23 protein-coding genes are annotated in these 26,700 nt (G+C 58.7%); 14 read left to right on the top strand and 9 right to left on the bottom strand.

The window, feature by feature from the left end; genetic code table 11:
- Positions 1-9 precede the first annotated feature (9 nt).
- The 5 genes from C7T36_RS10665 to C7T36_RS10645 all read left to right on the top strand — a co-directional run bounded on the left by C7T36_RS10665 (position 10) and on the right by C7T36_RS10645 (position 6,607).
- Positions 10-1,191, top strand: a complete 1,182-nt coding sequence (locus C7T36_RS10665; RefSeq protein WP_045065230.1) for an acyl-CoA dehydrogenase family protein — start codon at positions 10-12, stop codon at positions 1,189-1,191.
- 48 nt (positions 1,192-1,239) lie between these two features.
- On the top strand, positions 1,240-2,154 hold the full coding sequence (locus C7T36_RS10660) for a VOC family protein (protein WP_045065228.1): 915 nt from the start codon (positions 1,240-1,242) through the stop codon (positions 2,152-2,154).
- Positions 2,155-2,256: 102 nt separating this feature from the next.
- Positions 2,257-3,495 (top strand): NADH:flavin oxidoreductase, encoded by a 1,239-nt coding sequence (locus tag C7T36_RS10655; RefSeq protein ID WP_045065226.1) that lies wholly within the window; start codon positions 2,257-2,259, stop codon positions 3,493-3,495.
- Positions 3,496-3,532: 37 nt separating this feature from the next.
- Entirely contained in the window at positions 3,533-4,465 is a 933-nt protein-coding gene (locus tag C7T36_RS10650) for an SDR family NAD(P)-dependent oxidoreductase (protein WP_045066735.1), read from the top strand.
- A gap of 753 nt (positions 4,466-5,218) precedes the next feature.
- Entirely contained in the window at positions 5,219-6,607 is a 1,389-nt protein-coding gene (locus C7T36_RS10645) for an ABC transporter substrate-binding protein (RefSeq protein WP_233365387.1), read from the top strand.
- Positions 6,608-7,617: 1,010 nt separating this feature from the next.
- Here C7T36_RS10645 and C7T36_RS10635 read toward each other — a convergent pair.
- From C7T36_RS10635 to C7T36_RS10600, 8 genes are all read right to left on the bottom strand, one after another.
- On the bottom strand, positions 7,618-8,268 hold the full coding sequence (locus C7T36_RS10635; protein WP_045065220.1) for a Dabb family protein: 651 nt from the start codon (positions 8,266-8,268) through the stop codon (positions 7,618-7,620).
- Complete coding sequence (locus C7T36_RS10630; RefSeq protein WP_045065218.1) at positions 8,261-8,608, bottom strand: hypothetical protein; 348 nt, start codon at positions 8,606-8,608, stop codon at positions 8,261-8,263. Before C7T36_RS10630 ends, C7T36_RS10635 begins: the two co-directional genes overlap by 8 nt.
- 87 nt (positions 8,609-8,695) lie before the next feature.
- Positions 8,696-9,769: a hypothetical protein gene (locus tag C7T36_RS10625; protein ID WP_045065216.1), complete on the bottom strand. Its 1,074-nt coding sequence runs from the start codon at positions 9,767-9,769 to the stop codon at positions 8,696-8,698.
- A complete protein-coding gene (locus C7T36_RS10620; protein WP_045065214.1) occupies positions 9,766-10,779 on the bottom strand; it encodes an ABC transporter ATP-binding protein in 1,014 nt (337 codons plus the stop codon). Before C7T36_RS10620 ends, C7T36_RS10625 begins: the two co-directional genes overlap by 4 nt.
- A gap of 1 nt (position 10,780) precedes the next feature.
- Positions 10,781-11,887 carry an ABC transporter ATP-binding protein gene (locus tag C7T36_RS10615; RefSeq protein ID WP_045065212.1) on the bottom strand — a complete coding sequence of 369 codons (1,107 nt, stop codon included), beginning with the start codon at positions 11,885-11,887 and terminating at the stop codon, positions 10,781-10,783.
- Between the two features lie 23 nt (positions 11,888-11,910).
- Positions 11,911-12,861, bottom strand: coding sequence for an ABC transporter permease (locus C7T36_RS10610; protein WP_052683381.1), 951 nt, complete (start codon positions 12,859-12,861; stop codon positions 11,911-11,913).
- A complete protein-coding gene (locus C7T36_RS10605) occupies positions 12,858-13,808 on the bottom strand; it encodes an ABC transporter permease (protein ID WP_045065210.1) in 951 nt (316 codons plus the stop codon). The genes C7T36_RS10610 and C7T36_RS10605 overlap by 4 nt, the downstream gene beginning before the upstream one ends.
- Positions 13,809-13,867: 59 nt before the next feature.
- Positions 13,868-14,260, bottom strand: coding sequence for a VOC family protein (locus C7T36_RS10600; RefSeq protein ID WP_045065208.1), 393 nt, complete (start codon positions 14,258-14,260; stop codon positions 13,868-13,870).
- Between the two features lie 275 nt (positions 14,261-14,535).
- On the opposite strand from C7T36_RS10600, the gene C7T36_RS10595 reads away from it, so the two are divergent.
- The 8 genes from C7T36_RS10595 (at position 14,536) to C7T36_RS10560 (ending at position 24,040) form a co-directional block, all read left to right on the top strand.
- Positions 14,536-15,423, top strand: a complete 888-nt coding sequence (locus C7T36_RS10595; protein ID WP_045066733.1) for an SDR family NAD(P)-dependent oxidoreductase — start codon at positions 14,536-14,538, stop codon at positions 15,421-15,423.
- A gap of 134 nt (positions 15,424-15,557) precedes the next feature.
- Positions 15,558-16,061, top strand: a complete 504-nt coding sequence (locus tag C7T36_RS10590; RefSeq protein WP_045065207.1) for a hypothetical protein — start codon at positions 15,558-15,560, stop codon at positions 16,059-16,061.
- A 16-nt stretch (positions 16,062-16,077) separates the two neighbouring features.
- On the top strand, positions 16,078-17,040 hold the full coding sequence (locus C7T36_RS10585; protein ID WP_045065204.1) for an alpha/beta hydrolase: 963 nt from the start codon (positions 16,078-16,080) through the stop codon (positions 17,038-17,040).
- A complete protein-coding gene (locus C7T36_RS10580) occupies positions 17,033-17,941 on the top strand; it encodes an SDR family NAD(P)-dependent oxidoreductase (RefSeq protein ID WP_045065203.1) in 909 nt (302 codons plus the stop codon). The genes C7T36_RS10585 and C7T36_RS10580 overlap by 8 nt, the downstream gene beginning before the upstream one ends.
- Before the next feature lie 2 nt (positions 17,942-17,943).
- Positions 17,944-19,953: an NAD(P)/FAD-dependent oxidoreductase gene (locus C7T36_RS10575; protein WP_045065201.1), complete on the top strand. Its 2,010-nt coding sequence runs from the start codon at positions 17,944-17,946 to the stop codon at positions 19,951-19,953.
- A 165-nt stretch (positions 19,954-20,118) separates the two neighbouring features.
- On the top strand, positions 20,119-21,819 hold the full coding sequence (locus C7T36_RS10570) for a 3-ketosteroid-delta-1-dehydrogenase (RefSeq protein ID WP_045065198.1): 1,701 nt from the start codon (positions 20,119-20,121) through the stop codon (positions 21,817-21,819).
- A complete protein-coding gene (locus C7T36_RS10565; protein WP_052683379.1) occupies positions 21,819-22,646 on the top strand; it encodes an SDR family NAD(P)-dependent oxidoreductase in 828 nt (275 codons plus the stop codon). The genes C7T36_RS10570 and C7T36_RS10565 overlap by 1 nt, the downstream gene beginning before the upstream one ends.
- Before the next feature lie 110 nt (positions 22,647-22,756).
- Complete coding sequence (locus tag C7T36_RS10560; RefSeq protein WP_233364118.1) at positions 22,757-24,040, top strand: NAD(P)/FAD-dependent oxidoreductase; 1,284 nt, start codon at positions 22,757-22,759, stop codon at positions 24,038-24,040.
- Between the two features lie 106 nt (positions 24,041-24,146).
- Here the strand turns inward: C7T36_RS10560 and C7T36_RS10555 are convergent, their stop codons facing one another.
- Positions 24,147-24,938 (bottom strand): enoyl-CoA hydratase-related protein, encoded by a 792-nt coding sequence (locus C7T36_RS10555; protein ID WP_045065194.1) that lies wholly within the window; start codon positions 24,936-24,938, stop codon positions 24,147-24,149.
- 311 nt (positions 24,939-25,249) lie between these two features.
- On the opposite strand from C7T36_RS10555, the gene C7T36_RS10550 reads away from it, so the two are divergent.
- Positions 25,250-26,674, top strand: coding sequence for an ABC transporter substrate-binding protein (locus C7T36_RS10550; protein ID WP_045065192.1), 1,425 nt, complete (start codon positions 25,250-25,252; stop codon positions 26,672-26,674).
- Positions 26,675-26,700 lie beyond the last annotated feature (26 nt).

Genomic DNA, 26,700 nt, shown 5'->3' with positions numbered 1-26,700 from the left:
AGAAGCACTGTGAGCCATCAAGTTCTTGACAACATCGTCGCTCTCGCAGACGACCTGCGTGCTCGCGCAGAAGAAGCAGAGTCGCTAGGTCGACTGCCCGACGACATGGCGAAGGGTCTCAAGAGCTCTGGGATCATCCGCATGCTCGCACGCAAGGAGTACGACGGGTTCGAAGCACATCCCCGAGACTTTTCCGAAGCGGTGATGAAGACTGCCAGCGTGTACGGTTCGGCGGGCTGGGTGGCCGGCATCGTCGGCGTGCATCCGTGGCAGTTGGCTATGGCGGATCCCAAGGTTCAGCAGGAAGTGCTGGGTTCGGACAGTGACACGTGGCAGGCATCGCCGTACATGCCGGGTGGCGTCGCGACCCCGGTTGACGGCGGTTACATCGTGTCCGGTCGCTGGCAGTTTTCTTCCGGTACCGACCACTGTGACTGGATCTTCCTCGGAGCGATGATCGGCGACAAGAACGGTGCGCCGCTCATGCCACCGCAGGGGCTGCATGTCATTCTGCCTCGATCCGACTACGAAATAGTCGAGGACAGTTGGGATGTCGTTGGCCTGCGCGGTACCGGAAGTAAGGACATCATTGTCACAAACCAATTTATTCCGAGCTACCGAGTAATGGACGCGGGTAAGGTCATCGACGGTACCGCTGCGCAGGAGTACGGCGTTACCGAGACGCTGTACAAGATGCCCTGGTCGACGATGTTCCCGCTTGGGATTACCTCCGCCACTATCGGGATCGCGGAAGGTGTTCTCGCAGCCGGGATCGCCTATCAGCGTGAGCGGGTCGGGGCAACGGGCGCAGCGATCAAGGATGATCCATACACCTTGCACGCCCTCGGTGAGGCTGCATCGGAAATCGACGCATCGCGGCAGCAGTTGTTGAGTCAAGTCGACCGCATATTCGACAAGGTTGATGCAGGGCAAACGATTTCATTCGAGGAACGAGCACTTGTGCGGCGGAACCAGACTCGCGCGGCCTGGCGTGCCGTGCGTGCTGCCGACGAGATTTTCGACCGATCAGGCGGCAATGCACTTCGGAACGACAATCCGCTGCAACGATTCTGGCGAGATGCGCATGCGGGCCTGCACCACGCTATTCACGTGTCGAGTATTCCGTACCACTCGTCGGCGCTCAGCTCACTCGGGGCAGAGCCGCAGGGAACACTACGCATCATGATCTGATCGTCGATGTTATTCCTGCGCAGTATCATTCACAGTCAGTGAGGAAATATGAGCGAGATCAAGGCCCTGGGGTATGTCAGGGTGGACGCAACCGACATCGACAGATGGCGGGAGTTGGCCTTCGACGTATTGGGATTCGCCGAAGGATCGGGCCCCGAAGAGGGAGCGCTACACCTACGGATGGATGAGCGTGGTGCGCGTCTGGTGATCGCACCGGCTGCGATCGACCGGGTGACGGCCGTCGGATGGGAGGTTCGTGATCAGTCAGCCCTTGCGCGACTTCGCGAGCGACTCGAGGGTTTGGGGCACGTAGTCAAGCCGATGTCCCTCGAAGAAGCCGATGCCCGTGGTGTCGAGGAGGCATTCTCGATGGACGATCCGGGCGGAACACCGTTGGAGTTCTTCCACGGGCCGGTGCTCGATCACAGCCCTGTACTGACCGGCTACGGTCAGAAGTTCGTTACGGGTGATCAGGGCTTGGGTCACGTCGTCGTGCCGAGCCCGAATTTCGACGAAACGTATCGCTTTTACACCGAGACACTGGAATTCCTGCCCCGAGGCGCTTTCCGAATGCCGGCTCCGCCGGAGTACGGGCCCATGCGCATCCGGTTCCTCGGAGTGAATCAGCGTCACCACAGTCTTGCTCTCATGCCTGTTCCAGAAGGCAAAGACCCAGGCTTGGTGCATGTGATGGTCGAGGTCGAGGATCTGGACACGGTTGGACGTGCGTTGGATCAGGTGATGAAACGGGACTTCCCTGTTTCGTCGACACTGGGCCGACACACAAACGACAAGATGATCTCGTTCTACGTCCGGGTTCCGGGTGGCTGGGACATCGAGTTCGGAACCGAGGGAGCCCTGGTCGACGAGAGTTATTACACGTCGGAAGAAATCACTGCGGACAGCTATTGGGGCCACGAGTGGTTGTGGGCCAAGGAGATGGCTGCAAACGCGGCAGAGTGAGCTTGCGAGTCCCGTTCGGGTGTTTACGTTTTCGCCCGAACGGGGCTTTTTCTCTACCTGAACCTATTTCCGTCGGCAAGTGATTGGACGATGAGAGAAGACATGACTCGATCTGATGGACCCGATATTTTCTCGCCGGCGAAGCTTGGCCCGGTTCGCCTGCGTAATCGCACTATCAAGGCAGCCACTTACGAGAATATGGCTCGCGACGGTCTGGTTACCGACCCGTTGATCGACTTCCACGTCGCACATGCCCGTGGCGGTGTTGCCATGACGACCGTTGCCTACTGCGCCGTGGCACCTGATGGACGCACCGACGGCCATCAGATTGTTTGGCGCGACGAGGCTATGCCAGGTCTCCGCAAGCTGACCGATGCGGTTCACGATGCGGGCGCGGCGATCTCGGCTCAGATAGGACACTCGGGGCCGGTCAATAACGGGAAGTCGACTGGCACTCGACCCATCGCCCCGAGCCGGCATTTCAACAAGCAGTTCTTTCGCGCTGTCGGCCCAGCTACACGAGAAGACATCACAAGAGTGGTGAAGGCGCACGGAAATGCTGCGCGAATGGCGATCGACGCGGGATTCGACGCTGTCGAGGTGCATCTCGGGCACAATTATCTGGCAAGTTCCTTCCTCAGTCCGAAACTGAACCGGCGTGAAGACAAATACGGTGGCTCACTGCAGAATCGAGCCCGACTGGCGCTCGAGATCCTTCGCGAGGTCCGTGAGGCAGCACAGGATCGCCTGGGCATCATCACCAAATTGAATATGGATGACGGTGTCCCTGGCGGCTTTTGGATCGACGAAGCATGCCAGGTCGCGCAGTGGATCGAGCAGTCGGGCACTGTCGACGCTCTGGAGATGACTGCGGGAAGTTCGCTGCTCAATCCTATGTACTTGTTCAAGGGGGATTCCCCGATCACGGAGTTCGCTGCTGCTGTGCCCGAACCTGTTCGATCGGGAATCAAGCTTGTCGGCAAGCATGTCCTTCGCGAGTACCCCTATTACGACGGGTACCTACTCGATGATGCTCTACAGATCCGGTCAGCTGTCGACATGCCGATGATTCTTCTCGGCGGCGTGACGAACAAGCAGACCATGGATCGCGCGATGTCGGAAGGTTTCGAGTTTGTCGCGATGGGACGTGCGCTGCTACGGGAGCCGGACCTGATCAACCGAATCGCGGCCGACTCAGCGGTTCGTTCGCTCTGCAATCACAACAACAAATGCATGACAACTATCTTTACCGGTACACGATGTGTCCTCGTACCCCAGGATTTACCGTCGCCGATTCCGAGCGAATCGCCGTTGATCAGCCCAGTGACACTGGTGCCTTGACGTATCGGAACTAACGAGGGCGTGAACAGTGGTCGAGATGAGATTCGATGAAAAGGTTGCTGTAGTAACGGGTGCAGGAAACGGCCTGGGGCGTGCGTATGCACTGGCTCTCGCTGAGCGGGGAGCGAAAGTTCTGGTGAACGATCTGGGAGGGAGCATTCACGGCGGCGGCGCAGACGAGAGTCCGGCGAAGAAAACCGCGGCGGAAATTGTTAATGCCGGTGGGTTTGCCGAAGCCAACTTCGATTCCGTCGCAACAGGTTCCGGAGGTAGTGCGATCATCGCCCAAGCATTGGCAACCTGGGGCCACGTCGATGTAGTCGTCAACAATGCGGGTGCAGTAGTGGCTCGTGGTCCTATCGACGAGAACACCGACGAACAATACGTAGCCGATTTGATGGTTGCGGCCGGTGGCGCCTTCTTTGTGACCAAGGCGGCGTGGAAACATATGTGGGATAGGGATTTCGGAAGAATTCTCAATGTTTCCTCGTCTGCATTTCTTGGGATGAACAGCTCCGCTGGTTACCCAGCGGCCAAGGGCGCAACGTGGGGACTCACTCGTAACCTTGCTTATCGAGCAGCCGCCGGCGGCAAGAATATAAAAGTCAACTGCGTAATGCCCACTGCTGCGGCACGCATGACCGGGCTGATGGGTGACACCATCTCGGCGGGTATGGACAAGTACTATCCGCCTGAAGCTGCAGCGGCGGCAGCAGCTTTCCTGGTGCATGACGATGTTCCGGTCAGTGGCGAGATGTTCGCTATCGGCGGCGATCACATGCGAAGGGTCTTTGTGGGTATTGCAACCGGATTCCAGGCCGGGCAAGGCGAATTGAGTATGGAGTTGCTTCGCGACAACTTTGACGACGTCATGGACACGAGCAGCTATATCATCGCTCGGAATGCTCTGGACAAGGTGCTTCTCGACTCTCGCGTCCCGTGGGAAGATGGCCGAGGTACGGTCTTCTGAGTGGCGGATGCGGCTGCGTTGCAGACCTGTGCGCGCCTTCGCAGATAGCAGGCCCGCTGAGATCTCGATAAGAGGCACCTGCGGTCGGCAGTCGAAGTGCGATGATTCACGAGAGTCCGCGAACTGATGAGTGATTCCATTGCGTAGATAAATGTCATTGCCACCGTGCGAATTTGGAATTCCTGCATCCGGCGACGGATGAGTGCTGTCCGCCACATGGGAGAAGGCCTTGCCTGAACATTCGATGGATGAGCTAATACAGAAGTCCGTCGCCTAATGGGGCGGAAGCACAATCGCGAAAGTGGATGACAGCATTCATCGTTATGCCGACAATGCAGTCGTCTACTTCCTCTTGGGCTTCTATTCTACTGAGTAACAAAGAGCTTCGCATCGCATGACGTCAATCGCTTCGTCTTTGTTGTCGCAGTGGAGGTGCGCCTCGGGGAAGATGAGGGACAAAAGCTACCGAGATCGATCATCCCCCTGGCGCCCAATGTTCAGGTTCGACAAGGCCCCCGAGGTCATTCGGTTCGAAATTCAGGACGCATACAACTATCAACCCAGCATCATCACCAGAGGAGTTACCGATTGAAAACTCGATCTCGCATTCTCATGGCGCTGAGTGCCGGCGCCGCACTGACCCTATTGCTGTCGTCGTGCTCGAGCGACTCGACTGCAGCTCCGAGTGGTCAGGCAGGCGAGCCCCAGCGTGGAGGCACTCTCACCTTCTCTTACAACTCGGACGCGCAGTCGGTGGATCCTGTTACATGCGCCAATGGGATTGGATTGGCGCCGTGTCAGGCGGTCTACGGCGCACTGCTCTACTACGACATCGCGTCTAGTGAAGTTTCGCCTGGTATGGCAGAGTCCTTTTCCAGTGAGGATGGCAAAGTTTGGACTCTCGCGCTGCGTCCCGGTCTGACCTTCACCGACGGAACGCCCTTTAATGCCGAGGCTGTTGCCTTCAATTGGCAGCGCATTCTGGATCCGAAGATGCTTTCACCCAGTATGGCTGCAGCCAAATCAATTTCGTGGAGCGTGGTGGATGAAACCACGCTTACAGTGACTGCAACCGAAGTTAATCATCAACTTCCGTTTATGTTGACCGAGTCGCTGGCATTCGTCGGGTCACCTACCGCGATAACGCAGAAGGGTGCAGATTTCGGCAATTCCCCGGTTGGTGCAGGTCCTTTCGTGATGACGTCCTGGGCCCGAGGCACCGAGATGGTTCTCGACCGTAACCCGGGCTACTGGGACCAGCCGCGGCCGTATGTCGACCGCGTCGTGGTCAAGACAATCCCCGCCGATGACCAGCGCTTCAATGCCCTCCAGTCTGGTGATGTCAACGTGATGATGGTCAGCGGCGCCAAGTACCCCTCCCGGGCGAAGAATGCGGGCATGGATCTTGTCTCGACGAATCTTCTTGGTGGACAGGGTGTCCGGTTGAGCAGCCGCGGGGCACTGGCTGATCCGGGGGTTCGGAGAGCTGTGGGCAAGTTGATCGACAATGACCAGATCATGGCTGCGGTCTTTCCCGATGACGCGGTGGCCGATCACTTCATACCGGAGGGAAACCCGCTCCACGACGAGACCGCCGTATGGCCGGACAACGATGTCGCAGGTGCTCAGAAGTTGATTGACGAGTACCGTGCCCGTAACGGTGGTGGCGATGTTGTGCTGTCGTATGTCACGACAGCAGGTAGTCCCAGCCTGACCCAGGTGGCGGAGCTGCTGCAAGCTCAACTCGAGCAGGTGGATGGTCTGAAGCTAGAGGTCAAGCCACTTGACGGAGCCGGCTTTTCGTCTGCATTGATCTCTGGCAACTACGATCTCATACTCAATTCGCTGGGTGGTGCGCATCCGGACAACCTATACAAGGTGTTCCACACGAAAGGTTCGAGCAACACCGCCGGCTACTCTGATCCGATCGTCGATCAAGCATTGGAAACGACACATTCTTCGAATGACCCGACTGTCGTGAACGAGGCCTACAAGACGGCGATCAGACAAATCATCGATACAACCGCCTACCACTTCTGGCGTCCCTCTGTGTCCACCCTGATCACTCCTACGTCCGTCCACGGTGTGGAGCCGGCATACCAGTATTGGTTCCGTCCAGAACTGGCGTGGGTGCAGAAATGACAGGTTTGTAGCGGTCTGTGCGTTGCAGGGAGCCTGGGTGGTTCGGTGCCATTCAGGCTCCTGAGGAGTTCTGGTATTTCTTGAGGTTTCTCCTGGAATGACTTCGGACATACATCTGCAGCGCGTCGAAATGTCCTGCATCGGCGAGCGATCCCGATGCAGGACATTCGTGCGTTGAGTTCCGGACCTGTCTGCTGATCCACACATGCTTGATCCAGATACATACTGCTCAGAGCCACGTACCGAGTTGTGAGCGCCTGCCGCTGGCGGGAGCGCAGAAGATCCTCGACTACGCGGTTGCCTGGAATCGACTCGGAACTGGTCGAGGCCGCGCCTCGTCCGAATCGATTGCATTTCGATTATCAGGCTCTGCGGTAGCCACTTCGGTGCCTCGAGATCGCAGATAAGTTCGGTTGGATTAAGACTGAGCCTTGGCGCCGATTCCGCATTTGGGCGCGTATCGCCCCACCCTGGCCCGTCCGTGGCATGACAATTTCCTTCATCGCCAGCGGAAACGCGGGAGTCTCCGGTCTGACCGGTCCGGTGAGAAGGTCAGGGGTCGTCGTTGCCGCCGCTGAGTCGGTGAATCTTTGTGGAATCTTTGTGCTGAGGTCCCGCGGTACGGTTGGGTGCACAGTGGGTTCGCCCGCTTGGGCCGCAAATGACTTCGTACCGTGTTGGTGGACGCGACAAGTCGACTAGTCCACCAACACGGTCCAGTGGACGTGGCTCGAGCGTCGGTGTGGGCACACGAGGCCGGCCAAGATCGTGTCCCCGATCCCCTGGTGGGCTGCTGTTGGATTCCGATTCGGAACCGACACGACGTCTTCCGTGATCTGGTGATTGTTGCAGAAAGGGTGACCACGCGGACTTTGCGAGATCGGCAGTTTCGGTTCGATCAGTCACCATGTGGTGTCGGTGAGACTTCCGTAGGCGATGTGATGTTCAGTGGTCGCCGCTTCAACGTCTCCGTCTTCCAGACAATGTCCTAACCGCTACCGGACAGCGTTCTAAGTACCGAGCAAGATTGGTGTGCCGAGCGCACAGAAGCTGTGGCAGACCCGATCACGGACGATGACCTCGGTGCATTCCGGATCGAACCAACGGTCTACGACACCCCAATGAATCGGATGATCGAGGTACTGTCCGAGCAACGAGGCATGGTCGGTGAATTCCTGCTCCCACACATGTGTCCACGGCGTCGGACCGACGGCAGTTGTCACACGGCTCAGCCGCCATGCGCCGATCGACGAGACGAGCGCAGGCATCCGCAACAAATCGCTTTCGAAATGCTCGATGCTGCTCGGTTCGGTGCCGGGCGCAACTCGCAAGAGCAACGTTCGGTAGACACTGTTACGGGTGTCGATCGCCGACCGTCCGCTGGTTCCTGACTGGTACTCAACGCCGTGGAACCGCTCGATCGCGGGATGCTCGAAGCTGCCGTCGAGGGCGCCGCTCGCCATTTCCCACGAATGTTCGTCGCTGAACTGTAAGTGGACGATCAAATCGCCGCCGTTGATCACGCCCGGCAGTGTTCTCGATACGATCTGGCGGGTAGCACCCGACGCTTCGGCCGCCGCTGTCACAGAGGCCACGGCGGCGTCCCACGTCTCGGTCGTTGCATTCTCGGCAGCGTGGACGATTCGAGTGACGTTATACATCGGAGAGCCCTTCGATATCGGCTGCTTCAGCGGCCATTGTGCGACTGCGCTCGACTATCAACGCAGAATGCCGTTCCCACCACTGGCTGGACTCCGGATCGGCTCGACCCTGGCGTGTCATATTCCACCAGCCGGACGTGCCCTCCACCGCCCAGTTGATCGTCACGATGTTGGTCTCGTCCTCGACCCATAGAGGGGGACTGACGAGAACATTTTTCAGGATCATGCCGCGGCGCTGCGCCGCTGGTACGTACTCGGTTGTGTACGCATCGACGAACTTCTTCCCGCACCCCGGTTCCGTGATGATCCGGTCTATCACGTATACCTTCTCGCCTGCCATGCTTTTAACCTACTTCTGGTCGAAACCCTTGCAGAAATGATCGTCTCGCGTAGCGGGAGATTTGAATCGAGCCCGTGGGGGCGGTGACTAGGACTTTTTTCCGTGTTTGCTACGCATGATGTCCAGCGGAGCTTCTGCGGGGTAGTGCGACGGCGCCATCGCGTACGTGTGCGTGAGTGTCGCGACGAAGTCGGCGTCGTTGAGCGGATCCGATGGGCTCGTGTACGACACGCCACGGGCGTCGAGGTCGTCGATCAGCATGCCGATGGCTTGTTCGACTGTCAGATCGTCGGTGTGATCGAGGTACCGTTTGACGTCCGTAAGATCATCGAAAACATTTGCGCTGTAGTGGAATAGAAAGCGCATGTCGCTATCGTGATATCGGGCGATCTCTTCGGATCCGTTGCGAATGACCCATTCGTCTGTGCCGACTCCTTCGATGACGGAATCGAGTTGGAGCTTGGAGATGGACCGCTTGTCGCGAGGACCGCTCGCCTCACCCCGATGGAACATCTTCTCGTTGTTGGTGAGAAGTCCGCTGTTCCAGAACGGAGCGGCGAATCGACTCGGTGCGAGGTCCGGGCCGTCGGGCCAGTAGGTGAAACCGCCATCGATGTCGGAGTTGTAGTAGTACGCGATAACCTGTCCGGTCTTGATTTCCCAGCGCTCGAACAGTCCGGACTTCGCCATGACGCTGATCAACCATAGAGGTGCGTTGCCCATGTCGACCCCGCGCCAGCTGGCGCCGTCGAAGTGACCGGCGTCGTAGCTGTGTGCCGGTGCGCGGAGGTTGAAGAGATAGCTGCTCGGAACTGCATAGGAGGCACCGTGGATGCCTTTGATCATGTCGAGGAGTCGCCTGTTGAAGTAAAGTTCGTGTGCTTTGTCCTCGTAAGCCACACCCCGATCGCCGAAGTAGCTGCGGAAGGTCGGTGTCAGGAGATCGGACAACTCCAGCTTCACATCAGGATCGCGATTCTTCGGCCCCGAGACGGCGAGGTACTCCTCAGCGCTTTTGAAATGGTGAGCTGCAATGAGCCGCCACGGTCCGTTGTTGCGGACGATGTCGAAGAGAACTGCCGTCTCGTCGGGCGTGTAGATGTCCTCGATGAATTGCGGTGGCACCGCTGGTGTCATGGGATGGCGTGTGCTTGTAGTCATGGCTGCTTCCTATCGTTCGGTTCGGACAGTGGAAAATGGCATGCGACAAAATGGTTCGGCGCAACTTCGCGGATCACGGGTTCCTCTGCAGAACAGAGCGAATCCGCCCTCGGGCATCGCGTGCGAAACCTACATCCGCTGGGCGGATCGTGTGGTGACGGCAATTCACCGACAAGTGCGTCGCCCGTCGGCGCCGCCATGGGGTCGGGTTCGGGAATTGCGGCGAGAAGAGCCTCGGTGTACGGATGGCGAGGTGCTGCATACAGCGAGTCCGGGGAAGCGACCTCGCAGATCTTTCCCAGGTACATCACCACCACTCGATCGCTGACGTTCTTCACCACCGCGAGGTCGTGGGCGATGAACAGCAGGGTCAATCCGTACCGTTCCTTCATGTCTTCGAGGAGGTTCAGGATTTGTGCCTGTACCGAGACGTCAAGTGCGGATACCGGCTCGTCGCACACCACCAGATCGGGTTCGACGACAATGGCTCGCGCGATCGAAATCCTTTGGCACTGACCGCCGGAGAATTCATGTGGACGACGATCTCCGGCGACTTCCGGATCCAGTCCGACGACCGACAACATGTTGTCGACGGCCGCGGCCCGTTCGGCTCGACTGCCCTTACCCGCTACGTCGAGGCCTTCGCCAACGATATGCCGAACGCGACGCAGAGGGTTGAGTGAGGAAATAGGATCCTGAAAGATCATTTGCAGCTTGCGACGCTCGGAGCGCAACTCGGAAGCGGACATCGCGGTGAGGTCACGGCCGTCGAATAACACTTCACCGGACGTCGGTCTGGGAAGTTGCATGATCGCTTTTGCGACTGTGGATTTGCCGCAACCGGATTCGCCCACCAAACCCAAGGTTTCGCCGCGAAGTATGTCGAGACTGATGTCGGCTACGGCCGCGAACTTCTCGCCGCCTCCGGTGGAGTATTCGACAACAAGATTGTGCACTCGAAGCACCGGATTCTCGGCTTCTCTCAAGTGTGCGGTACCAGTACCGGCCATGTCAGAGCACGTTCCTTTCGTCGACGGGAAGACCTGCTGCAGAACGACCTTCGCGCACGTTGTCGGCGAGAGCCTGGTCCCCGGATGGAGTCCCGACAGGAAAGAAACACGCATGCCGGTGACGATCGTTGATCCCGTTGGTGGGCATCAGCGCCGGCGTTTCGACCAGGCACCGTGGCCGCGCATGGAGACATCTGGCGGCAAACGCGCAACCAGGCGCCGGGTCGATCACGGACGGTGGTCGTCCGGGAATCGCTTGAAGGCGAGTGTGACTCGGATCCGAGACGCGCGGAATCGATCGTAGTAGTGCCTGCGTATACGGGTGACGCATTTCCGTGAAGAGGGCATTTGTCGGAGCCTGTTCGACGATGCGCCCGGCATACATCACGGCTATCTCGTCGGTGCGGCCGGCCACGACACCGAGATCGTGAGTGATGAGAATCATCGCCATGCCGTTCTCACTCTGAAGCCGCGCCAGCAGGTTGAGAACCTGGTGCTGGACCGTCACGTCGAGCGCGGTGGTGGGTTCGTCGGCAATGAGCAAGCGAGGTGAGCATGCCAGTGCGAGTGCGATGACCACACGCTGCCTCATACCACCGGACATGTTGTGCGGGTATTGCTTCAAGCGCTTGCGTGGGTCAGGGATGCCGACCCAGGTGAGAAGTTCCTCGGCCCGGGTCAGGGCATCGGCCTTACTCATCGTCATATGACGTCGCAGTGTCTCGGTCAGCTGATGCCCGATCGTCAGGACCGGCGTCAATGACGTCATCGGGTCCTGAAAAACCATGGCAACGCGTGATCCCCACAGATCACGAGCCTGCGCCTTGGACAGGGAGGCGGTGTCCCGGCCCTCGATCTCGATTCGCGATCGAGGTTGAATGACAGCGCTCGGTGCGAGGATGTTCATCACAGCTCGCGACAGCACCGATTTTCCGGATCCCGACTCGCCCACCACTCCAAGGGTGCGGCCCGCTTGTACGTCGAGAGTGACGCCGTCGACCGCACGAACCATGCCGCGTGGCGTATCGAACCACACGCGGAGATCAGACACCTCGAGAATAGACGGAGTCGGCTCGTCGGCGATGCCGACTGAGTCAAGTGTTGTCATGGCATTCTGCCTGCTTCCGGGAGTCACAGCGAAGACTCCCGACCCACACGGCCGCGAGCCCAGTCGCCGATTCGGTTGAGTGAAAACACCGTCAGAAAGAAGAAGACACCTGGCACGAGAACCAGAAATGGTGTTTCGTAAAGGCTTTCGCGTCCTGCAGCGATCATGCCGCCCCAGCTCGGGGTAGGCGGTGGAATTCCCAAGCCCAGAAAGCTCAATGACCCCTCGGCAACAACGAGACCCGCTGCAACGATGGTGGCAAACGAAACCACCGGCAGCAACACGTTCGGCAGAATTTCCCGAATGATGATCCGCAGATCGGTGCAACCCATCGACCTTGCTGCAGTGACGAATTCCCGGGAAGCGAAGGCAATTGTGTTGGCTCGCGCGATTCGGGCGAAGGTAGGAGCGCCTACCGCTCCGAGTCCAAGAGCCAACGTGGTCGCGCTTGGTTCCTGTACCGCAACCAGGGCGATCAGCAGGATGAGCGGTGGAAAAGCAAGCACCGCATCGGTGCTGATGCCCAGTATCGTGTCGACTGCGCCCCGGAAGTATCCGGAGAGAAGGCCCACGATGGTTCCGACCGTCAGTGCCAACAGCGTTGCGCCGATTGCGACGGCGAGGGAGACCCGCGCTCCGTAGAGCGCCCTGCTGAGTTGATCTCGGCCGAGCTGATCAGTGCCGAGAATGTGCCCCATGTCGCGAAAGGGGGGTAGCGAGTACACATTGCTGATCTGGTCATATGCGGGAAGCGGTAGTAAGTCCGCAAAAACTGCGGCGAGAACGATGATCACCATCCATGCTGCGCCGAGCCCGGCGCCGACGTCTCGCCGTCGGCGCCGACGGCGTTTGACCTCTTCGGGCACAACGGGGAGCGTGTGTGGGTCACCTTCCAGGCCGTTCGGCGCTTCGAAGGAGACCTGCGGCAAGACATCGACGGACGTGGAGTCGCGTGATGATCCAGTTACGCTCATGTTGTTCTCACTCTCGGATCTAGCAAGGGATAGGTGAGGTCCACCAGTGCGTTGATGAGTACGTAGCCCACGGCGACGACCAGAACAATGCCTTGAATCATGAACAGGTCTCGGCCGGTAATCGATGTCAGCACAAGAGAACCCAGCCCCGGAAGTGAGAAGAGTGATTCCACGATCACGGTCCCGCCGATCAGACGTCCGAGCGTCACTCCCATGACTGTCAGGAGTGAGAAGGCGGAGGGACGCAATGCGTGGGTCAAAAGAATCCGCGGAGCGGAAAGCCCGCGTGCTCGTGCAGAAAGGACAAAATCCTGCTGAAGTGTCGCGATCATGTCGTTGCGTAGCAACCGAATGAAGCCGACAGCCTCCAGTGCGGCGAGCGTTATTACGGGAAGAGCCAAGCTGCGCAGGTGGGGTATCAGGCCCTCGGACAGAGGAGTCCATCCGGTAACAGGAAGTGCGCCCAGGGTGACTGCAAAAACGAAAACCAGCAGCACCCCCAGGAGAAAGCTCGGAATCGACAGTGTCACAGCGCAGATCAATGTTGTGATCCTGTCGACGAGACCACCGGGTCGGTACGCCGAATACACGCCCACAGGAACCGCGATCAGGAGTGCGAGCAGAATCGACACGAAGGCAAGTTCCAGAGTGACGGGTAGACGATCGACAATCGCATCGGCCACAGGCATTTGCGATTGAATCGATCGTCCGAGATCGCCTTGTAAGGCACTACCGAGCCATTCGAAGTAACGCTGGAACATCGGTCCGTCGAGACCGAATCGTTCGTTCGCCGCGGCCCGCATCTCCTCTGTGGCCCCGTCCGGAAGCAAAGCATCGATCGGATCTCCCGGAATCAACTCCAGGAGTAGAAATGTCGCCAAGCTCACCAACAGCAGCACTGCTGCCAGCTTGGCCAGATACCGACTTACGTTCCGGCTCTTCACCATCGGACTTCACCTTCCGCCGAGCGTTGTTACTGCTGGATCCAGGCCATGGATTTCGACTTCTAGAAATTCTGGACGATCTCGAGCAGATGTCCTTCGGGGTCAAGGACGAAAGCGACGATGGCTCGCATTTCGGTGTATTCCTTTGGCGGTTCGGACACCGAACCGCCGGCCAGTTCCGCCAGTCGAAGCGTCTCTTCGATATCCGGTACGTTGAAACCCAGCACGGCCTCACCAGGGGCAGGCGTTGCGCGCTCCAGATATCGCCAGAGAATCAAGCTGGAGTCGTGGTCTCGACCGCTCGTCAGGATGATTTCCTCGATTGCGTCCTTGCCCTCTCCGATGTCGAGTCGGGCCTTGATCGTCAATCCGAGTGTCGCCACGTAGAAGTCTGCTAGTGACGTCACGTCATTCGCGAAAACCTTCGTAAAGGCAAAACGTGTACCGATACTCATGAATACCTCGCTGTAGGAGATGATTTGAGAGAGCTGATCCGCGTACGCGCGGGAAAAGTTGGCCTCGCAGTGAGGCTGATCACTCGTATTAGTCCATCGGTGGCCAGTGTGGTCAACTTCGTCTCCCGCTACGCGGGAGTGGGTCAACATCGTCTCCCGTTATGCGGGAGAGCAGCAACCAATTCGACTTCCCACCACGCATCATTCTGTGTGGTGCGCCGGATTTGTTCATACTGACCGCACGCAACCTCGAAACCTACAAGCCGGAGAATTACATGACAAACACATTGACGGGCAAGACCGCACTGGTCACCGGAAGTAGTCGCGGCATCGGACGTGCGATTGCTCGCCGACTGGCGGCCGAGGGCGCAACCGTGGTGGTTACAGCACGGTCGGCGGGCCCGACTTCGGCGATTCGAGGCGGGGAGAGTGTTGTAGTCGAAGGCTCGCTTGCCGAGACCGTCGCGATGATCGAGGCGAATGGTGGTAGCGCGCTGGCTATTCCGGCCGATCTTGAAGATAGCGATGCACGCGGCACCCTGATCGAACGGGTTGTCGAGGCCACGGGTGGAATCGACATCCTGGTCAACAACGCTGGGTTTGCCGACTATTCGACCGTCGAGAAGATGTCTCTCGAGACGTTCGACCGAACTATCGAGCACTACATTCGTGCGCCATTCGTGCTGGCACAAGCTGCAATCCCGCATATGCGTTCCCGCGGCGCGGGATGGATCGTGAATATCGGATCGTCGACAGGGCTGAGCCCGATCAGGCCGTTCCGCGAGTACAACAAGACCTCGGGTGACGTGATCTATGCGGCAACCAAAGCCGCCCTGCATCGCATGACTCAGGGCCTCGCAGCGGAACTGCTCGACGACAACATAGCGGTCAATGTTGTGGGTCCGTCGACAGCTATCTCGACGCCGGGCGCCGATGCACTACTTCCTACGGGTTACGAGACGGAACCGGTCGAATACCTCGTGGAGACAGTCCTCGCGATGTGCACTGTTCCCGCCGATGAACGGACCGGGCTCGTAGCGTTCAGTTTGCATTTTCCGTGGCATAACGAGCTCGATGTCAAGACATTGGACGGGCAGGGATCTATGCCACGCCGTGAACCGCCTGCATGGGCGAACCCCAATATCTCCCCGTCCGGCATGTAAATTCGGGCGGCACATCGTATGTGTCGCCTGAATGGAACAGATACTTTCGGACGAGAGCGTCATCACACTAACGTCGCTACGTATACGGCGTTTCCAAGTCACGGAATGTCAGTCGTCAGAGTGAGGAGTTCGAAGTGTCGTCCGACAGGGGTAATGCAGGGACCATAATCGGTGAGCTGGTCCAGTTGGTGGGTAGTTGGTGGTTTCACTACGACGAGTGGAACCGGGATGCCCTACGTGCCGTGATTGTCGACGACTTTGCCTTCAGTTGCAGAAGTGACACCGGCGCAACGGAATACGAAGACTTCATTCGTTGTGACGTGCGCGGCGCCGATGAAGTGATGGCGTGGCAGGAGTCTCATCGCCATGCGAGCCCGTATCCGTTGCGTCACAACAGCAATAACATATTCGTGACGGCGAGGACGGGCAATACCATCGCATTCTCGTCGTATATCTTCGTGACCAAAATTGTCGACGGCCGACCGTACGCTGTTTCGAGCGGGCTGGCGCATTGGACGGCCCAGGTTGCCGGCGACGCCGTGCTACTTGCGAGTCTTGAAGTTGTTCTCGATACCCGAGAGTCGGTTGTGTACTCGGAGTTGTCGCCCCATCACGACGCGCGTAGCTCCGCGGTTTGAGGTTGAGGTTCGCACTATGCCGTTGTCGCCCGCCGCGCAGAGCCTCGTAGATGCTGCCGCCGCACGATTTCCCCAGTCGATGAGTGGAACCCCGCTCGCCGAGTTACGTTCGGTGCTCGGGCGGATTGCAGTGCCGCCGACAACACCCATTTATCAGTCCCGTGATGTCATCGTTTCGACTTCACGCGCAGACATACCCGTTCGGATTTACCGCCCCTCCGCGGAGCCGAGGCTTCCCGTCGTGCAATGGATGCACAGTGGTGGCTTCACGATGGGTGGGCTGAATCAGAACGAGGAGTATCTCCGCAAACTGAGTATTGCAGCAAATGTTGTCGTTGTGTCCGTTGACTATCGTCTGGCGCCGGAGAATCCGTACCCGGCCGCGCTCGACGATTGCCGAGAAGTGTGGTGCTGGATCAAGTCGTCACCAATCGAGCTCGGTGAGACCACTGGGGTGAGAACGGCACTAGCTGGTGAAAGTGCTGGTGGAACATTGGTGTTCACGCTGGGGCAGCAGCTACGCGATCTTGGACTGCCGATGCCCGACGCCCAGGTGAGCTTCTACGGTGGTGCAGAAATGAGAGTTTCGAACCCGGAGCATTCGACAAAAATGTTGACGACTGCAGACTGTGAATGGTTCTGGGAGCAGTATGTCAGCACAGACGCCGAACGAAGGTCACCGTACGTGAATCCTGCCCTGGCGCAGGATGTCAGTGGACTGCCGTCCGCGCTCATTGTCACCGCGGAGATAGATCCGACCCGAGATGCGACGGAAGAGTACGCCCGACGTCTGATGCGGGCGGGGGTGCGAGTGGAGTTGGTGCGGTACGACGGAATGATGCACGGTTTCGCGACCCTGACCGCGGCGCTCGAGCCGGCGAGAGAACTGCTCGGTCGAACAATTGACTTTCTGCAGTCCAGTCTTCATCCCACCGATCTCGGTTCGGATGCATTGATCAGAGGGAGTAGAAATGTCTGAAGCTCAAAGTCGGTTCGGTTCCGGCACAGCAGTTGTCACAGGCGGAGCTGCGGGCATCGGCGAAGGGTTCGTTCTACACCTCGCACAGCTGGGTATGACGGTCGTCATTGCAGACATCGACACCGACAAAGCCGCCTGGGTTGCTGAAGGAATCAACGTGGCCGGGGGATCCGCAGTGAGCTACGGGATCGACGTCACCGACGCGGCCGCCGTCGAGGACATGGCCGAGAGCATTTTCTCGCGGTTCGGAAGTGTGGAATTGCTCATCAACAATGCCGGAGTCGAAACGGCTGGACTTCTCTGGGAAGTCGATGTCGAACGGTGGAAGCGCTTGATGGACATCAATGTCGACGGCGTCTTCTACTGTCTCCGTTCCTTTGTGCCACGCATGTTGGCAGTCGGCACACCCGCATGCATCGCCAATCTGTCGTCTGTAGGGGGATTGAACAGCGTAGCCGTGCAGGGTCCCTATGTCGTGAGTAAGTTCGCAGTGCTGGCGATGACGGAGAGTCTGTACCAAGATATTTCGTTGACAGGTGCGCCAATCCAGGTCTCGGCGGTTGTTCCGCATTCGATTCGGAGCGAGATCTTTCGAGCCGCGCAGCGCGAAGCACCGTCGAACAATCCCATCGCGAATGCCGTGTTCGACGCAATGCAACGTGACAACGTAACAACCGGACTCGATCCGGTCGAGGCAGCAGAGCACATGACCGAAGCAATCGCCCGCGGAGATTTCTGGGTCTTCTCGAACGACGAAGCTTGCCGGCGATCAGCCACTCAACGCGCTGATCAACTCAGAGACCTGACCCCTCCTGTAGATCCTCGTATCATGCTGGAGCGCATGGGGGTTTCTATTCCAGCGCGAACCTCTTTGCAATCTATTGATCCTTCGAAGGGCTGAAAATGACAGCGACCGATTTTGCCGACGGGGCAGGAACACAACTCGACGGTGATGATGCTGCCCAACTCGCGGCCGCGATTGCCGTATGTAACCCGGCTGCGCTGCTGATGTCCATGGTGCACGTGAGTGGTGACCTCGGCCTACTCGACGAGTTTGCAGCCGAACTGGATACTGCCAGAAAAGATATGGCCAATGCCCAGAACACGACCGGAGTTCACTATTCGTCGGGCAGTGGGACTCCGGCACTACCTCTTGGGGCTTTTCCGGACAGTGTTTCGGAGAAGATCCGAGCCCGTGCCGCGCAGCTGTTGCGAGCGGAATCAACTGCAGTACTCGGTGTTCCGGACGAGGTTCTGTTTCGGCGAATGGCCTCGCTGTGTACCGCGTCGGACGTTGACGCGGAGTTCATTCCGTTGTTGTTCGAACAGGCCGGTTTCCGTATCGGTCAACGCTGTGTACCGGTAACAAAATCTCCGCCAGAGGATTTCGACGTCATAGTCGTCGGCGCCGGCATTATCGGGATCAACGCAGCAGTCAAACTGGGCGACGCAGGATTTCGATACCGTGTCTTCGAAGCCCGCGACGAGATCGGCGGAACATGGTCGCGGAACACCTATCCCGGCGCTGCAGTGGACACCCCGAGTCACTACTACTCCTATTCGTTCGAGCTCAACCCCGACTGGTCGAAGTACTACCCGTCCGGGCCTGAATACTTGGCTTATCTGGAACGTGTCGTAGAGAAATACGATCTGAACCGTCACATCGAACTGTCGACGAAGGTTCTGTCGGCCGACTGGGTCGAGCGGGAGCAGAAGTGGCACGTGCGAACGCAATCTGCGGACGGTGAGATAACAGACCATCGAGCACAAGCGTTGGTGACGGCGCTCGGTGTCCTCAACGCGCCGAACATTCCGGATGTTCCAGGTTTGGATTCATTTGAGGGAACGCTCGTCCACACCGCGGAGTGGAGTGATGATATCGACGTCGAAGGGCGTCGTGTGGTCGTTCTGGGAACCGGGTGCACATCGGTTCAATTGGTGACGAACATCGTGGACAAGGTCGAGACACTTGACGTGGTCGTTCGTACCCCACACTGGATTGTTCCGGAAAAGACTGTGGTCAACGATGTTCCGCAGGCGGAACGTTGGGCAATGCGGCACTTGCCGTATTACCAGGAGTGGTTCCGACTCAGAGCGTATTGGCTTGCGTCCGACAATCTGTACCCGGTACCGAGGATCGACCCCGAATGGGCGAAGTCGCATTTGTCTGTCTCTCCCGTGAACGATCTCGTCATGCAGACCTCACTGCGATACCTGAACGAATCCTTTCCCGATCGCCCGGACCTGATTGAAAAGCTGACTCCCGATTTTCGGCCCTATGCAAAACGCATTGTCAAAGATCCGGGGTTTTTTCAGGCGCTCAGGCGCGAGAATGTGAACCTTCATCGTGCAGGTTTCGCCGAGGTGCACCCGGACGGAGTAACAACGACGGACGGAGAGTTCATCGCTGCGGACGTCATTATTCTCGCAACGGGTTTCAAGCTCGAGTACGCTTCGTTGATCGACATCACCGGGCGGGAAGGTCAACGGCTGGCCGAACTTTGGGAGTTCGGTGACGACCCCCGTGCCTATCTGGGTATTCAAGTGCCAGGGTTCCCGAACCTCTTTGTCACGGCCGGGCCAAATGCTGCGCCCAATCATGGTGCGGGGCACAATATCACCAGCGAAGAGCATGTGCATTATGTGGTCGAGTGCTTGCAATACCTCGTAGAAAACGACTACGCGTCGATGGACGTCGAGAACCAGGCAATGGTGGAGTACAACCAGAAGGTTGATGCTGCACTCGACAAGACGGTGTGGGCTCATCCTGGCAAGGACGTCACGGGTTACTACCGAAACAGCAAGGGGCGAGCGATCGTTCCTTGTCCATGGCGACTAGTCGACTACTGGACGATGCTGCGTGAGCCCGATGTGGAGAATTTCACCTTCACATCGCGATCCGCCACGAAATAGGCCGATAAGGCGATTAGCAAGGACATCCGGGAAGCGACGTCCGGGAATCCTTGCCGATTCATTCAGCCGGACCACCCAACTCTCTTGTCTGAGCCGGCGTCAACCCAACCATGACGAGCTGGTGTCTGTATTTTGCCGACGGCGGCCGAAGATCGAAGGAGCACCATGTCCACCAGTTCAGCACCAGCCGCGACGACAGCGCATGACATCACTGTGGATCTGCTCGTAGTGGGATCGGGTACAGGTATGGCCGCTGCGCTCGCAGCACATGAGCTTGGGCTCTCGACCCTCGTCATCGAGAAGACCGAGTACGTCGGTGGGTCGACGGCACGATCCGGAGGTGCATTCTGGTTGCCTGCCAACAAAATTCTGGAAAAGTCCGGAGCCGGTGATTCCCGTGCCAGGGCCGGCGAATACGTCCGATCCGTTGTACGCGATTCGGCGCCGGCAGATCGCGGTGAGAGCTTCCTCGACCATGCGTCCGACACGATGGATATGCTGCTTCGGACAACTCCGCTGAAGTTCTTCTGGGCGGAGGGCTACTCCGACTACCATCCAGAGGAACCGGGTGGATCCTCAGCGGGCCGCACCTGCGAGTGCTTGCCGTTCGACGCATCGGTTCTCGGTTCCGAGCGCAAGCGCCTGCGACCCGGACTGATGGAGGCGTCGCTGCCGATGCCAGTCACCGGCGCGGACTACAAGTGGATGAACCTGATGGCAAAGATGCCGGCCAAGGCATTGCCGCGCATCTTCCGTAGGCTTGCTGTTGGGCTTGGCGGTCTAGCTCTGGGGCGCGAATACATCGCTGGGGGACAGGCTTTGGCCGCGGGCTTGTTCGCAGGCATCCTCGATGCACAAATTCCGGTATGGACCGAGACGGCGCTCGTGCGACTGGTGGACACGAACGGCCGTGTGACTGGCGCTGTAGTCGAGCAGAACGGGCGCGAAGTGACGGTTACGGCCCGACGCGGTGTGATCCTTGCTGCCGGTGGATTCGATCATGATATGGATATGCGCCGAAAGTTCCAGTCCGAGAGTCTAGCCGAGCATGCGAGCCTGGGTTCCGACCAGAATACGGGCGACGCGATCCGGATTGCACAGGATCTCGGCGCGGACATCGACCTGATGGACCAGGCTTGGTGGTTCCCGGCAGTGGCACCGTTGCCTAGTGCTCAACCTGCAGTCATGCTGGCCGAGCGCTCCTTGCCGGGTTCGTTCATCGTCGATCAGACGGGCCGCCGATTCACGAACGAGTCCGAGGACTACATGTCGTTCGGTCAACGAGTACTGGGTCGTGAGCGTGCCGGAGATCCGGTCGAGTCGATGTGGATCGTATTCGATCAGCGCTACCGCAACAGTTACCTCTTCGCGGCCGGTCTTTTCCCGCGCCAACCCCTTCCGGAGTCGTGGTATGACGCCGGAATCGCCTACAAGGCTTCAAATCCGGAAGATCTGAGCCGGATGATAGGCGTTCCCGTCGATAGCTTTGTCGAGACCTTCGAGAGCTTCAACGAGTCTGCCCGGACCGGTATGGATCCCGACTTCCATCGTGGAAACAGCGCATACGACCGTTATTACGGCGATCCGACGATTTCGCCGAACCCCAATCTGCGTCCTCTCGCCGATGGCCCGCTGTACGCCGTCAAGATGGTTCTCAGCGACCTGGGTACCTGTGGCGGAATTCGGGCCGACGCCAAGGGACGGGTACGTCGGGAGGACGGCAGCGAGATCGAGGGCCTGTACGCGATCGGCAATACCGCAGCCAATGCCTTCGGAGACACGTATCCGGGCGCCGGCGCAACTATCGGGCAAGGATTGGTGTTCGGTTACATCGCAGCACGGGATGCCGCAGGGGTTCAGAACTGATGAGAGATCTTCAGGGCCGTGTAGCAGTCGTCACCGGTGGCGCAAATGGAATCGGGCTCGGCTTGGCTCGTCGCTTCTTGAAGGAAGGGATGAAAGTAGTCGTCGCAGACAACGATTCGGGTGATCTCGCCCGCGCGGAGAAAGAGCTGTCGACGATCGGCGAGGTCCTTGCAGTGCGCACCGATGTGGCTGATGCTGCCTCCGTCGAGGCGCTTGCTCATGCCTCGGTCGATCGTTTCGGTGCAGTCCACGTACTGTGCAACAACGCCGGTGTCGGAGGTATGCAACGGTTTTCGACCACAAGCGCGGCAACGTGGGAGTGGACCATCGGAGTGACTATGTGGGGCGCTATTCACGGATGCAGGATCTTCCTGCCGATTTTGGCGGAACAGGACAGTGCCTACATCATCAATACCGCTTCGATGGCGGGCTTCCTGACTGGTCCGTATCAAGCCCCGTACAAGGTTGCCAAGGCCGCTGTAGTGGCGCTGTCGGAGAGTCTGTCCAACGAATTTGCCACCGAGCATCCGAATGTCCGGGTGGCAGCACTGTGTCCGGCATATACGTCAACAGCTATACGACATGATGAGCGCAATGCGCCCGCCAGTCACGTTCCGAGGGCACTGGCCGATCCGGAACTCGAAAACTTGCGGGAATCCGTGAATGCGGCGATCGAGCAGGAAGGCATTTCGACCGAAGAAGTTGCCGACCTGGTCGTCCGGGCAATGGCGGAGGAGAAGACGCATATCTTCCCTCATCCCGAGTGGCTCGACAACTGGCAAGATCGGGTCGACAAGGTTCGGGAACAGGTGTCCGGTACCAATTGACGTGGCGGGTTCGGGGCTGGAATTTAGTTGACAGAAAACATCTATCTAGTAGCGTTGGGGATCAGTCCGAGCATCAATCGGCAGACGCCCGACGGGCAAGACGGAGGATCGTGAACAGCTCCCATCCCGGCACTCTCATTGTCGGAGCATCCCAGGCCGGCGTACAACTGGCGAGCAGTCTGCGGGTTGAAGGCTACGCTCATCCGATTCGCATCGTCGGCGCGGAGCTTCAGGATCCTTATCATCGACCGCCACTGTCCAAGGCGTTTCTGGCAGGTGAGGTATCTGTTGCCGACTTGATGTTGCGAAATCGGGAGTTCTATTCCGAGAACACAATTGATCTGGTCCTCGGTGAACGAGTAGTCGAAATCGATATGAATGGGGACGGTTCTGGAAGCGTCGTTACCCGACTGGGGGCACGCTACGAATTCGAACAGTTGGTGCTGTCCACCGGAGCCCGACCTCGCCGGCTTGCCATTCCCGGCGCTGATCCCGGGACGCGGGGTGTGGTGTATCTGCGCGACGTCGAGCACGCGCTGCATGTGCGTGAGCAACTGGCGCGCGCACAGCACGTTGTTGTCATCGGAGGCGGTTTTGTCGGGCTCGAAGCTGCTGCGACTGCACAAGCGATGGGTAAGAAGGTCACCGTCGTCGAGGTAGGGAGGCAACTGATGGGTAGGGCACTCGGCCCGCACACCTCAGCCTTCTTGCTCGACGCACATCGCACGGCCGGCATTTCCGTTCTACTCGAAACTGTCCTCACCGAGATTTTGGTGTCGACATCGAGCGACGTGATCGGCGTGATGCTCGGTAGTGGGCAGAGGCTCCCGGCGGATCTTGTCCTTATCGGGGTAGGCGTACTTCCGCGTGATGAACTCGGTACCGCAATCGGGCTCGATTGTGACAACGGCATTCTCGTGGACGAGCATTGCGTGGCATCCGACGGATCGACAATCGCAATAGGTGATTGCGCAAATCAACCCAATCCGATGACGCGACCGGGCCTGGGTGATCGTGTTCGGCTCGAATCGGTCGACAACGCCGTTGAACAGGCAACTGTTGCAGCAAGAACCATTGCGGGGAAGCCGTCGTCGCTACGGGGTTTACCGTGGTTCTGGTCTGATCAAGGGAAGTATAAACTTCAGATCACCGGTCTGATCGAAGGTTACGACCAGACCGTTACTCGCACGGATCCGGCTCGCCCACATCGGCTTACGTCGCTGTACTTCCGTGAGCGCACGTTGATTGCCGCCGAATGTGTGAATTCCCCGGCAGATTTTCTCACGTTGAAGTCTGCGTTGAGTTCTCGTATGGAACTGTCTCCGGATGATCTGTCCGATGTCGACGTGCCGATCAAGAAGTTGGTGGCGTCGGCTCGTAGCACGGTGGGATAGACAGCAGCGCACTCGATTGCGCCTTTGCGCAGCAATCGACTGAGCTGCAGACGGACGACGTGACCTTCGTATGGTTCGCGTCGTCCGTCTTTTCTCTGTGTAAGGCCTAGTTGACTGGAGTCGGCTTTGCGGGCTTGTTCTTCCACCCGGCGTCGCCCTTGCGTCCCATCGACCACATTTGTACGCCTCTTTCGATCTCGAGCGCTGAGGCCCAGGAGACCGCGGGGGGACCGAGTTCCAATCGGATGCTGTTCTTGATTGCCCTGGCGAGTTCCGGGTCGGCGGCTGCGTGCCGAACAAGTTGTGCGGCTTCAGCATCCATATCGTCGGCATCGGTGCACGCGTATGCAAGTCCCCGGCGTACGGCGTCGGTGCCTGAGAGCGCGATGCCTAGTCCGGCCATCGCGATGGTTTCGGATGTGCTGAGTGCACGTCCCAACAGTGACAAATGGCCGCCGCCGGGATGGATGTGCCGGGCGAGAAACCCGCTGTCCAGCACGGCATCCGGAGTTACCAGCATCATATCTGTGGCCATTGCCAGGTTGAGGCCGGCGCCAACTGCGCCGCCCACGACCATCGACACGGTCGGTACAGGCAGCGATCCCACGCGTACAAAGCTCTCGTAGACCGCCGAGGTCCGTCGGACGGCTTCCGCAGATGCGGGATCTGCGGATGATGCTGCCAAATCTCGTGTGTCGGCGCCGCTGCAGAAGTACGGGCCTTCAGCACCTACCAGGACGGCACCGATCGAGCTGTCTTTCTCGATTCGATCGCAGAACTCGACGATGGATGCAGCCATATCCAGAGTGATGGCGTTCTTTCTGGAGGGGTTGTCGAGCGTGATTCTCGCGACCGAGCCTTCAACTGCGAAACGTACGGGTTCATGGGATGGGTGCATAGGAGGTCCTCCGGCATTGGTTTCTGTGCGCTGACCAGCAGCAACAGATGATCATAATTGGATCCAGTACAGGATACATATTTGCGAGTCGGGATACGAGTCCGCGCGGCGTCCTGTCGGGGCGCAAGCCTCAGGGGAGTCTGCGTCACACCAGTCCCATAGATGTGATGTGGCGCACTTAGGTCTCCCGATAGTCGGGAGACTAGCGAATTTGCGCAGTGTGACGCGTTTACGCTCGCCGAACTGCATACCGAAGCTGACTCGCTGTCCGGATATCGCCGGGTCGAGTCGACAATGAGGAGAGCGATATCGTGAAACCCAACAAGACGACGAAGTTGGTTGTGGCACTTGCTGTGACCGCCGTCCTGGCGTCTGCCTGTTCGTCGGATCGCGGCGACGACCCGTCGGCTACATCGAGTGGTGGATCAGCTGCAACAGCCGATGCTGCGTCGAGCAGTTCCGATGCGAAGTTCGGAACCCTGGATTCGCCGTGCGGCGACGGGGATGCGAAGGGCGCGACGGATCAGGGTGTCAGTGACACCGAGATCAAGATCGGTTTCGGGGACGATCGCGGGTACGCGCAAGCTCCGGGGCTGAACAAGGAGATGAGTGACGCGGTCAGTGCGCTCATCTCGTGGTGCAACGATCAGGGCGGCATCAACGGTCGCAAGGTTGTCGGTACCGATTACGATGCAGCGCTCATGCAGGCGAACTCGGTTATGCAGGAAGCCTGCGGCAGCCAGTTCATGATGGTCGGCCACGGATTTGCGATGGACCAGACGTCGGAGCAGACCCGTGTGGCCTGCAACTTGGTTGCGGTTCCCGGATTCACGGTGTCGCCGGTTGCCGCCAACGGACCGATGACCTATCAGGGTGTCCCATTCCCCGTCGACTACGCCAACGCGTCGGCATGGTTCCAGATGGCAGAAATGCACCCCGATACGCTGAACGACTTCGACATCGTGAACAGCACAATTCCGTCGATCATTACGGCGTCCACCAAGGTGCGCTCGATGGCTGAGGCTGCGGGCTTCAAGCTCAAGGACTGCGGCGTGACCCTGAACTACGAGGGGGAGGCGAGTTACCTTCCGTTTGCCGAGAAGTTCAAAGCCTGTGGTGTCAAGGGTTTGTGGACTTCTCGTTCGCCGGTGCCGGCAGAACTGAATTTCATCAAGTCGCTCGATCAGGTTGGTATCGATCCGATCTTCGCCGGTGAGGCTACCTGGTACGACTCAGGAGTTGCCGCCTGGAACAAGGACACCGGACTGCTCGACAACCTCAGCGCGGGTTCGATCTTCCCGTTGATCGAGAATGCGGACAAGGTTCCGGCGGTCCAGAAGTACGTCGACCTCGTTTCGGAAGAGAACGGAAAGATTGCGCTGCTCGGTATGCAGTCGGCTTCGTCGTTCCTGCTCTGGGCCACTGCGGCGGATAAGTGCGGATCTGATCTGACGCGTCAGTGCATGGTTAACGAACTGTCGTCGATCCACGATTGGACCGGCGGTGGGTTGCATGCCGCTACCGATCCGGGCAAGAACATGCCGGCTTCGTGCGGGTTGATGGTGGGATTGACTGGCGGAACGTATGCGCAGTCATTCCCGGACACCGCTGCCGAGTTCAAGTGCGACCCGAAGTATCTGATCGCAACCGACAAGAGCACGTGGGGCACCGATTTGGGGGCTGATCGTGTCGCGACCCTCTATCAGAACGCGAATGTGATCAAGCCGCAGTCCTGATTCACCTGAGGAAGGTGGCGCGCTCC

The organism is Rhodococcus sp. AD45-ID (assembly GCF_003023755.1).
GTDB classification, from domain to species: domain Bacteria; phylum Actinomycetota; class Actinomycetes; order Mycobacteriales; family Mycobacteriaceae; genus Rhodococcus_F; species Rhodococcus_F globerula.
This window is presented reverse-complemented; position numbering and strand designations above follow the sequence as displayed.